Source organism: Lysinibacillus sp. TE18511 (assembly GCF_054062295.1).
Window position 1 is genome coordinate 1 of record NZ_JBSSFD010000071.1, and the last position, 9,802, is coordinate 9,802.

Below are 9,802 nucleotides of genomic sequence, written 5' to 3' on the forward strand. Positions count from 1 at the left end.
TTTGCGTTATTCATCTTAATTGAACCGCCGTATACGGATCCGTACATACGGTGGTGTGAGAGGTCGGGAGCTAATCACTCCCTCCTACTCGATTTCTTTACTGTAATACGAAGATAAATGCCTTGTTGAAGCTTTTTGTCTGTTTCTTTTTGAATAGATGGATGAACAAGAAGCATATACTCTTGTCCGCTGTTTAATGGTTTTGATGGGGTAACAAGCAATGATCGACCATCAACTTTTGTTGTAATTGGTACCTCGTTACCGCCTAAAGCGACGAGTTGTACACTACCTTCAGCAATCTGCGAAGAGAGTGCTTGAGATAATTTCACTGTAAACGTTTTAGTAGACGGTACATTTTTTAAGCTTGCTAGCTCTTTGTAATGTGTATATTGTTCTTTTATTGCATCGTAATGGGCCTGGAAAATAGGTGCAGTCTTTGTTTGGATGTTTGGTTTTACCCCAACTTCATTAATTGTTTTCCCTGATGGACCTGTAAATTTACCGACTGTAAGCTTTAAATAGCTACCGTCATGCAATTCAAAAAAGCCCTGCATAGCGCCTTTCCCATATGTAGTTTCCCCATATAAAATAGCAGATTGCTGATCTTGTAATGATGCTGCTAACATTTCAGAGGCGCTAGCACTATAGCGATTTACTAGAATACGTGTATTAGCCGGAAATTTTTCGTTTTGATGGGCTGCACGTACTTTATAAGAGGCATGTGCTTCTTCTAGTAAATAAGCAATTTTTGCTTGTGGGAATAGCCCTGTCATTTCCTCAGCTGTTGCCACATAGCCACCACCATTGTTTTGTAAATCTAATATAAAGGAAGTTGCACCACGCTGTTTTAATTGAACAAGCGCGTCCTTTACAAGCTTAGCACCGTCTTCTGAGAAGGATGACATGGCAATATAGCCAACATTCCCAAATAGTAATTCAGATTCCACATTTGGTAATGTGAATTTTTTTCGTGTAATGGTTGTATTAGAAGTTTTACCATTTACATGTTGGAGTGTCACTTCTACTTTAGTACCCTCATCACCGATTAAGAGGGATGAGGCTTCTTGTGTGGCGCTTCCTACAACAGATTGCCCGTTAATTGCAGTAATAATGTCTCCAGCCACGATACCGGCATTAGCTGCACCGCTATTCTCAAATACTCGTAAAATATGAATGCCATCTTCATGCTCTTCGATGACTACACCAATCCCAATTGTTGATAGATTGATGCTATTGATAAATTCCTCAAACTCCTGTTTCGTAAAATATGTGGAATAAGGGTCTAGCATATCAATAATTTCTGGGATTGTTTTGGCGTTTTGTAAATTCCCATTGATCGTCCCAACATATTTTGCCTCAATAATTTCCTTGATCTCCTTTACAAGCTGTTGTTCATTGCTTGCAGCAGAAGCGTTTGCAAATGGAAAGATGAGGAAACTTAGAATAAATACGAAAGACCACACTAATTTTTTCATAGGACACCTCTTTTCTAATTACTTGTATTATACATGAATTTCCATATAACCGCGAATAGAGATAGAGGGAATTTACTGAAAAAAAGAATCTGCAAGCATTTTGCGAAAACAGTCGCAAAAGCAAGCAGATTCTAGTTATTTAATAAATGTAGAAGGCTCATAGGGGTGATTCCCGTTCCAACTGGAAGCTTTGGTGCTGACGCTTTGCTTTCGCACAGAAAACATTTGTTGCTGTCGCTTCGCTTTCGCACAGAAAACATTTGTTGCTGTCGCTTCGCTTTCGCACAGAGCTTCCTGAGGGCGTACGATGAACCGCTTCACTCGCGCTCCAGGGCCTCATCCTTGACTTGATTGCCCAGCCTCCGCTAATGTCATCCTGAACTTTTGGCTATGAGATTAAAAAACTCTCTTATCTTTTCATAAGTTTATGAATGATAAAGCCGATAAGTGCGCCGATAATCGCAGGTACAAGCCATCCTAGACTTTGTTCGTATAAAGGTAAAGCATTTAAAATGTTCTCATAGGGTGCAATTCTAATATTCATTTCCTTTAAACCATCATATAGACTAACACAGAATGTTGGAATTAAAGCTAAAATGTAAACGATTTGTCCACCTTTAAAGAAATGATCGACAAGCGACAGTACCATTAGCACCATTGCTAGCGGATAGATCATTAATAATACAGGTAGTGATGCACTAATGATTGTAGAAAGACCTACGTTCGTAATAGCCGCACTAAAAATTGTGAAAGTTACTAAAAATGTTTTGTATGATATTTTTGGAAATAACTTATTAAAATACGTAGCATTAGCAGTTAATAATCCTACAGCAGTTGATATACACGCTAGTAAAATAGTAGTAGATAAAATAACACTTCCAAAATTACCAAATAGAACTTTAGCGGATTTTGCAATAATAACACCGCCATTATCAGAAGCGCCAATTGCATCTATACTAGTGTTACCAATTTGGCCAAGCGAGATGTAAACAAATGATAGACCAATAGCCGCAACAATTCCGGCGAAAATCGTCGTTTTGATTTGTTTTTTAGTATCTGACATCCCCATGTCACGCAATGCTTGTAAAATAACGATACCAAAAACAAGCGCACTTAGAACATCCATTGTTAAATAGCCTTGAACAAAGCCTTCAGTCAGAGGAGATACAGTATATTCTCCTACAGCTGTCCCTGGTTCACCCATTGGAGAAATAAAGCTTTTAACCGCTAGAATTAAAATAACGATCAATAAAGCAGGTGTTAAAATTTTTCCTACACGATCGACAAGCTTTGTAGGGTTAATAGCTAAGTATAATATTAAGGCAAAAAACAATACAGATGTTATAAAAAGTGGTGCCCAATGATCTGCTACTGACTCAGGTAGAAATGGGGCAATCCCTATTTCATAGGACACCGAACCTGTACGAGGTACTGCAAAAAATGGCCCAATCGCTAAATAAACGATTGACGTAAAGATCACACCAAAAGTAGGGCTGACACGATTAGCAAGCAGTTGTAAATCCCCACCTGCTTTCGCAACCGCAACGATTGCTAAGAGTGGTAAACCAACACCCGTTATTAAGAAACCAATCATTGCTAACGTAATATGCTCACCAGCTTGTTGGCCTAATAATGGAGGGAAGATAATATTTCCAGCACCTAAAAATAAGGCAAATAATAATAAACCTACTGCTAAATTTTCTTTGATGAAAAGCAAAATGTTTTTCATAAAAATAAAAACTCCTTTAAGATTGAAAAGATGAAACTTTCTAAAAATTTTAAATACAGAAGTGTATGTTACCATATGAATACTAATCTTGCAATGAATATCTTCTTGTAATTCGTCGGATTTTGTAGTATTCAATAAGATTGATAAAATGTTTGAAAAATAGTCAGTTTTTCCGATTTCTGTTTACTTTAATATCTAGTATGATAGACTCACAAGGGAATATTCTAGCATGAACGGAGGCAATTTGATATGAAAAAATCAAAAAAATTGAGAATCCTTGCTTTAAGTACTATAGCTACTTCATTTTTAGCTCTACCTACCGCAGAAGCAGCTACATATACCGTGCAAAAAGGAGATACTTTATCTAAAATCGCTCAAAATCATCAAGTAACAGTTCAAGACATAAAAAGCTGGAACAAATTAAAGAATGATATGATTTATGTAGCGCAAAAGCTTGAGGTTTCAAAAACATCTACGAATGAAGCAGGGAAACCTTCAAATCCATCCACAACAACACCAACAACACCACCGAAGCAAACAACTGCTTCCCATACAGTAGTTAAAGGAGATACATTATCAAAAATTGCTAAGCAATATAATGTGACACTAAAGGACATTAAAGAATGGAATGGACTTACGACAGATGCTATCTACGTTGGCCAGGTGTTAAAATTATCTTCAACAGCTACAATACCCGAGGGTGATAAGTCTTCAGGAGCAGGAACACCATCAAAAGAAACGTCTAAAGATCCCTTAGCTAATGGACAAGCTATTTATAAGAAAACAATAGATGTAGCTAATACTTTGATAGGAACTCCGTATGTCTACGGTGGTAATACACCTGAAGGCTTAGACTGCAGTGGCTTTATTTACTACGCCTTTAATCAAGGTGGTTTAAAGATTGGAAGAGACAGCAGCGAAGGATATTTTTATGGTAATACAACACAAGTTACTAATCCAATAGCGGGGGATTTAGTATTTTTTGAGAATACGTATAAAGATGGAATATCTCATATGGGTATTTATCTTGGTAATAATAAATTTATCCATTCAGGGTCAGATGGTGTTGAAGTTTCAGATGTTACAAACTCCTACTGGTCTAAAAAATTTGTAGGTTATAAACGATTCGACGCGATCAAATAAAGTGAAAGCGATTTTTGCATATACGCAGAAATCGTTTTTTTTTATGGAGTGAGAGGGGAATCGCTGATAAAAAGGAGGAAATCGCTGATAAGAATGTGGAATCGCTGATAAAGGTGTCAGAATCGCTGATAAACCAGCGAACATCGCTGATAAAAGCCTCGGAATCGCTGATAAAATACCGAACATCGCTGATAAAAGCCTCGGAATCGCTGATAAACCACCAAATATCGCTGATAAAGGGTTGATCACCGCTCCATAAGAAAATGAACAAAAGAAAAAACCCTTCATTTCTATGAATGAAGGGTTTTTAAACGTTTTATTGTGTTACGCGTGCTGTCCAACGAGAAAGATCTGCATCTTTTGCATCAACAAGCTCTGCAGGGAAGATAAATGTCCAAGGCTTCGTTGAGTTTGGTTGTACAGTTAAGATAGGATCCATTTTAAATGAACCTTTAGCAATTTGTTTACCTGTTGCATCAATAATTTCTAGTGGTAATTGTTCAAGATTAATAGCTTTATTATGTCCGTTACGAATGAAGATAGACACATTTAAACTACCATTATCCGCAAGTTTTGCTTGCAAGCCAGTGAAGTTTACTTCTGTTTCACCTAACTCAGGTAAAGTTTTGACGATTTTTGCAAGCTCCTCTTTTTGTGCTTCAGGTAGTTGTTTTTCCCATGATGGATCTAATTCTAATTGGTGACCGCGTAGGGAAACAAGGTTGAATGCAATTTTCCAGCAGTCTTCTGGTACTTCATCGACTTTGATTGTTGATTTTTCAAATTCAAATACCCATGGACGAGCACTTTCTGCTGGAATCGTGCCAAGTGCTGCAAAATCGAATTTTTTAGATGCTACAAGCTCATCGTTTTTATCCATAATGTAAAGCTCAATTTCACCTAGCTCGATTGCTTGAGACAATGATGAGCGGAAAAACGCACGTACTTGCCATTTTTTAGAGCGTGGATCTTCTTCAATACTAATAGAAGAAAGTGATAATTGATTTGGCTTTAATGGTTCTAACTCATTAGCAAGGAAACTAAAAATGTATTTTTGCTCCTGAGGAACATCCCACTCTGGATGGAATGATAGATTCGTCACAACATCACGATTATCGCTATTATTTGTAGTAGCATGTATTAATAAGTCTTTAGAGTCAATTGTGTTTTCTTGAACAACCTTGTCCGATTTTTTAAAGAATGAAAATAAGCCCATTATTGTACCTCCATTTGTGCTTCAATCATTTTCATGAAGCCTGTAATTTCTATAATAATAGAACGACGTAATTCTTGGAAATTCTTTCCGAACAATTCGAGTCCTTCACGTTGGTAAATTCGCATCGGATCTTCTTGCTGGTAATGTCGTAAGCCAATTCCTTCTTTCAAGTGTGCCATGGCTTCTAAATGTTTCACCCAGCCACTATCTATGTAGCTAAGCATTACTTGTGGAATAACTGCCACTACTTGTTCATTCTCAGCGAACTTCTCCATATGATCAAGCAGCTCTTGTTCAGAAGGCTGAATATCAGTTAAAATTTGTTTCACTTTACCCACTTCACGGTCAATTGTGACAGGAGTAATAAAGAGAGAATTCAGGGAGCTTTCCATTTGATCATAATTCCATTCCACTGAAGGAAGTTCTTCTGGAGCATTATCGCGAACAGCGAAATCAACCGTCTCACTTAGCATTTTTTTCAGCTCAACCATTAAATTTTCGCCAGCTAAAATTTTGTCACGTAGACCGTAAATAACTGTACGTTGGTCATTAATCACATCGTCCAATTTTAAGTTATATTCACGCATGCTGTATTGAGAGCCTTCAACGATACGCTGTGTACGGCTAATAAGCTCGTGAACGTCTTTATTTTGAATAATGTCATTGTCGTCAACGACCATTTTTGCTGAGAATTTTTCAACATCTTCTTTTGCGTAACGTCGGAACATATCATCTTCAATAGAGAGAATGAAGCGGCTTTCACCGATATCACCTTGACGACCTGAACGACCGCGAAGTTGATTATCTACACGGCGACTTTCATGTTTCTCGGTACCGATGACATATAAGCCTCCAAGCTCGTGTACTTCTTCACCTAGCACAATATCTGTACCACGACCAGCCATATTCGTAGCTACCGTAATACGACCTTTTTGACCTGCTTGTGAAATCAGCTCAACCTCTTGTTCAACTGTTTTAGCATTCAGTAATTGGAATTTTAACCCTACATTTTTCAAATGCTCAGCAACTGTTTCAGATTGCAGTATCGATGTAGTACCGATTAAGACAGGTTGTCCTTTTTCATGACGGCTTTTAGCTTCAGCAGCCACATGTTTATATTTAGCTTCTTGTGTTTTAAAAATAAGATCAGGCTGATCGACACGCTGACGTGGGCGGTTTGTTGGAATTTGAATAACTTCCATGCCGTACACTTCTTTAATTTCTTTTTCCTGTGTTTTCGCTGTACCCGTCATCCCGGAAAGCTTCGGATACATACGGAAATAGTTTTGAATCGTAATTTGTGCCTGTGCTTTATTTTCTTCTGTGATCGTTACGCCTTCTTTTGCTTCAATTGCTTGATGCAAACCATCAGATAGTGAACGACCTTCTAAAATACGACCTGTGAACATATCAACAAGCTCGATTTTGTCATCCTTAACGATGTAATCAACATCACGCTTGAACATCACATGTGCACGAACAGCTTGGATAACATAATGGTAAAGTGTTTGGTGTTCAAGATCATATAGATTGTCAACATTAAAGGCAGCCTCAACCTTTTCAATGCCTTTATCTGTTAAAGAAGTAGCTTTTGTTTCATCATCAAAATCGTAATCTTCTTCTTCTTTAAAACGTTTTGCTAGCATAGAAGCAATACGATGTAATTCATCATTCGCTGCCATTTTCCCAGCGATAATAAGTGGTGTTTTTGCCTCATCAATAAGTACACTATCGACTTCATCGATAATGGCGAAGTGATAAGGACGCTGTACTTTATCAGCCATGCTATGTGCCATGTTGTCACGTAAGTAGTCAAATCCGAACTCAGTACCCACACCATATGTTATATCAGCATTATAGGCCTCTTTTTTTGCGTCTGGTTCCATCATTGGTATATTCAAACCAACTGTTAAGCCAAGGAAACGATGAATTTGACCAACAAGTTCGTAGTCACGCTTAGCTAAATAGTCATTAACCGTAATGACATGCACACCTTTACCTTCTAATGCGCGTACATAAGAAGGTAGGGAAGCGACAAGCGTTTTACCTTCACCTGTAGGCATTTCTGCAATATTACCTTCAGTTAAAACAAGACCGCCGATAAGTTGTACATCAAAATGACGCATACCTAATACACGTTTTGAGGCTTCGCGTACAACAGCAAATGCGTCTGGGATGATTGATGTAATTGGTTCGCCTTGTTCTAAACGATCCTTGAAAATAAAAGTCATTTCTTTTAATTCTTCATCTGACTTGTCGACATATTTTTCTTCAAGATTATTAATCTGATCTACTATTTTATAGTAGCGTTTTAATTGACGAGCACTTGTTTGCTCATTGTTGCGTTTAAAAATTGAGAACATGAAATTTACGCTCCTTTAAAGTTGTCTAAATGCTAGACACTACATTATTTTATCAAATTTTACGAATGGTGACTACATTTGACATGCAGCATTCTACCATTCTCAAAAAGAAGAAAAATATTTGTGAAATGGTGGAAATTAAATAGAAAAAGTATATTTCGGCGCTCGTTCGTGCTATAATCAATTTGGATTTAAATGTAGATTATTTTTGAGGAGGAGAGACATGCTTTACGTGTCTTTAATAGCAGCATTCATTGCTTCCATATTGTTAACTCCACTAGTTAAACGATTAGCGTTCAGAATAGGTGCTGTCGATGCACCAAACTATCGAAAAGTACATGCACGAATTATGCCAAGACTTGGCGGATTAGCGATTTTCCTTGCGTTTTTAATAGGCATAGCTATGCTATATCCATTTTTAATAGGCGTATTACCGTGGCATACTAGTGAATATAGTTTATTGGCGATTATTCTAGGAGCCTGTATTATTGTAGCAACAGGCGTCATTGATGATATGCGTGAAATTTCTGCAAAGGCGAAAATGCTAGGTCAGCTTGCTGCTGCACTTATCGTTATTTTTGTAGGTGGCATTCAAATTGACGAGGTTAACTTACCTTTCATAGGTGAATTAGATTTTGGATTACTAAGTATCCCTTTAACAATTCTTTGGATTATTGGAATTACAAATGCCATTAATTTAATTGATGGTTTAGATGGTCTAGCTGCCGGGGTTTCAACGATTGCTCTTATTACATTAGCGGTCATGGCATTTAATATGGGCAATATGTTTGTTTTAGCAATTGCAGCCATTTTAGCAGCAGCATCAAGTGGTTTCTTATTTTATAATTTCCACCCAGCAAAAATCTTTATGGGGGATACAGGGGCGTTATTCCTCGGATTTATGATATCTGTGCTTGCGTTACTTGGTTTTAAAAATGTAACATTTGTTTCATTAATTATCCCAATTATTATTCTAGGTGTACCAATTTCTGATACATTCTTTGCGATTGTTCGTCGTGTGCGCATGAAGAAAAAATGGTCTGATCCAGATAAATCACACTTACATCACCGTTTACTGGATATGGGCTTCACACATCGTCAAACAGTACTCCTTATCTATGGGATTGCTATGATGTTTGGATTGGCAGCCGTTATTTTCTCTATGGCAAAAGTATGGGGAGCGATTTTACTCATAGCCGTCATATTAACTGCCATTGAAATTTTTGTTGAAATCATCGGACTCGCAGGTAAAAACTATAAGCCGCTATTAAATTTTGTGCGGATATTTAATAAATAAAGTGTTAAAGCAATCATACATTTTTAATGTGTGATTGTTTTTTTTATGGAGTTTATGGGGAACTGGAGTGAAGAAAATCTTGATCCACGTGAGTTTAGCTTGGGTAGAGTGGAGAACAGTATAGGTCGATAGGGAAATTTCTAGGGTCTACGAGAAAACTGCTCAAGTAGAATGGAAATTTGTCGGATCCACAAGGAAATTGCTCAGATAGAGTAGTAAGTTGCTAGGGTCCACGAAAAAAATGCTCAGGTAAGGTAGAAAGCTGCTCAGATAGCGTGGAGAAGAGCTTGGGTAAGGAGGAAAGCTGCTCGGGTAAATGAGGGTGTTTTCCATTCCATGCTACTCGCTTTCCTGTGAACGAGTGCCGAGCCGTTTCCTCCGCTTTTGTTGTTGCTGTCGCTACGCTTTCGCACAGAAAACCCCATGTCACTGCCGCTACGTTTGCACTACGCTTTCGCACAAAAACCACATGTTGCTGTCGCTTCGCTTTCGCACAAAAACCACATGTTGCTGTCGCTTCGCTTTCGCACAAAAACCACATGTTGCTGTCGCTTCGCTTTCGCACAAAAACCACATGTT

At 37.8% G+C, this 9,802-nt stretch carries 8 protein-coding genes; 2 read left to right on the top strand and 6 right to left on the bottom strand.

From position 1 onward, the window contains the following. Positions 1–74: 74 nt before the first annotated feature. The 3 genes from ACVWXS_RS25140 to brnQ all read right to left on the bottom strand — a co-directional run bounded on the left by ACVWXS_RS25140 (position 75) and on the right by brnQ (position 3,204). On the bottom strand, positions 75–1,475 hold the full coding sequence (locus ACVWXS_RS25140) for a S41 family peptidase (RefSeq protein WP_456960600.1): 1,401 nt from the start codon (positions 1,473–1,475) through the stop codon (positions 75–77). 135 nt (positions 1,476–1,610) lie between these two features. Continuing rightward, positions 1,611–1,796, bottom strand: a complete 186-nt coding sequence (locus ACVWXS_RS25145) for a hypothetical protein (RefSeq protein WP_456960601.1) — start codon at positions 1,794–1,796, stop codon at positions 1,611–1,613. Positions 1,797–1,884: 88 nt separating this feature from the next. After that, entirely contained in the window at positions 1,885–3,204 is a 1,320-nt protein-coding gene (gene brnQ, locus ACVWXS_RS25150) for a branched-chain amino acid transport system II carrier protein (RefSeq protein ID WP_374963828.1), read from the bottom strand. A gap of 249 nt (positions 3,205–3,453) precedes the next feature. On the opposite strand from brnQ, the gene ACVWXS_RS25155 reads away from it, so the two are divergent. Next, on the top strand, positions 3,454–4,347 hold the full coding sequence (locus ACVWXS_RS25155) for a LysM peptidoglycan-binding domain-containing protein (protein ID WP_456960602.1): 894 nt from the start codon (positions 3,454–3,456) through the stop codon (positions 4,345–4,347). A 316-nt stretch (positions 4,348–4,663) separates the two neighbouring features. On the opposite strand, the gene ACVWXS_RS25160 is transcribed toward ACVWXS_RS25155, so the two are convergent. Next, entirely contained in the window at positions 4,664–5,563 is a 900-nt protein-coding gene (locus ACVWXS_RS25160) for an accessory Sec system S-layer assembly protein (RefSeq protein WP_456960603.1), read from the bottom strand. Next, a complete protein-coding gene (gene secA2 / locus ACVWXS_RS25165; RefSeq protein ID WP_456960604.1) occupies positions 5,563–7,926 on the bottom strand; it encodes an accessory Sec system translocase SecA2 in 2,364 nt (787 codons plus the stop codon). The genes ACVWXS_RS25160 and secA2 overlap by 1 nt, the downstream gene beginning before the upstream one ends. Before the next feature lie 223 nt (positions 7,927–8,149). Between secA2 and ACVWXS_RS25170 the strand changes: the two genes are divergently transcribed. Further along, complete coding sequence (locus ACVWXS_RS25170; RefSeq protein WP_374963824.1) at positions 8,150–9,223, top strand: glycosyltransferase family 4 protein; 1,074 nt, start codon at positions 8,150–8,152, stop codon at positions 9,221–9,223. Between the two features lie 223 nt (positions 9,224–9,446). Here ACVWXS_RS25170 and ACVWXS_RS25175 read toward each other — a convergent pair whose 3' ends face one another. After that, positions 9,447–9,683, bottom strand: coding sequence for a hypothetical protein (locus ACVWXS_RS25175; RefSeq protein WP_456960605.1), 237 nt, complete (start codon positions 9,681–9,683; stop codon positions 9,447–9,449). Positions 9,684–9,802 lie beyond the last annotated feature (119 nt).

Excerpts from the sequence above, each read along its gene's own strand:
- ACVWXS_RS25140 (WP_456960600.1), bottom strand. The coding sequence starts at position 1,475 with ATGAAAAAATTAGTGTGGTCTTTCGTATTTATTCTAAGTTTCCTCATC.
- brnQ (WP_374963828.1), bottom strand. The coding sequence starts at position 3,204 with ATGAAAAACATTTTGCTTTTCATCAAAGAAAATTTAGCAGTAGGTTTA.
- ACVWXS_RS25155 (WP_456960602.1), top strand. The coding sequence starts at position 3,454 with ATGAAAAAATCAAAAAAATTGAGAATCCTTGCTTTAAGTACTATAGCT.
- ACVWXS_RS25160 (WP_456960603.1), bottom strand. The coding sequence starts at position 5,563 with ATGGGCTTATTTTCATTCTTTAAAAAATCGGACAAGGTTGTTCAAGAA.
- secA2 (WP_456960604.1), bottom strand. The coding sequence starts at position 7,926 with ATGTTCTCAATTTTTAAACGCAACAATGAGCAAACAAGTGCTCGTCAA.
- ACVWXS_RS25170 (WP_374963824.1), top strand. The coding sequence starts at position 8,150 with ATGCTTTACGTGTCTTTAATAGCAGCATTCATTGCTTCCATATTGTTA.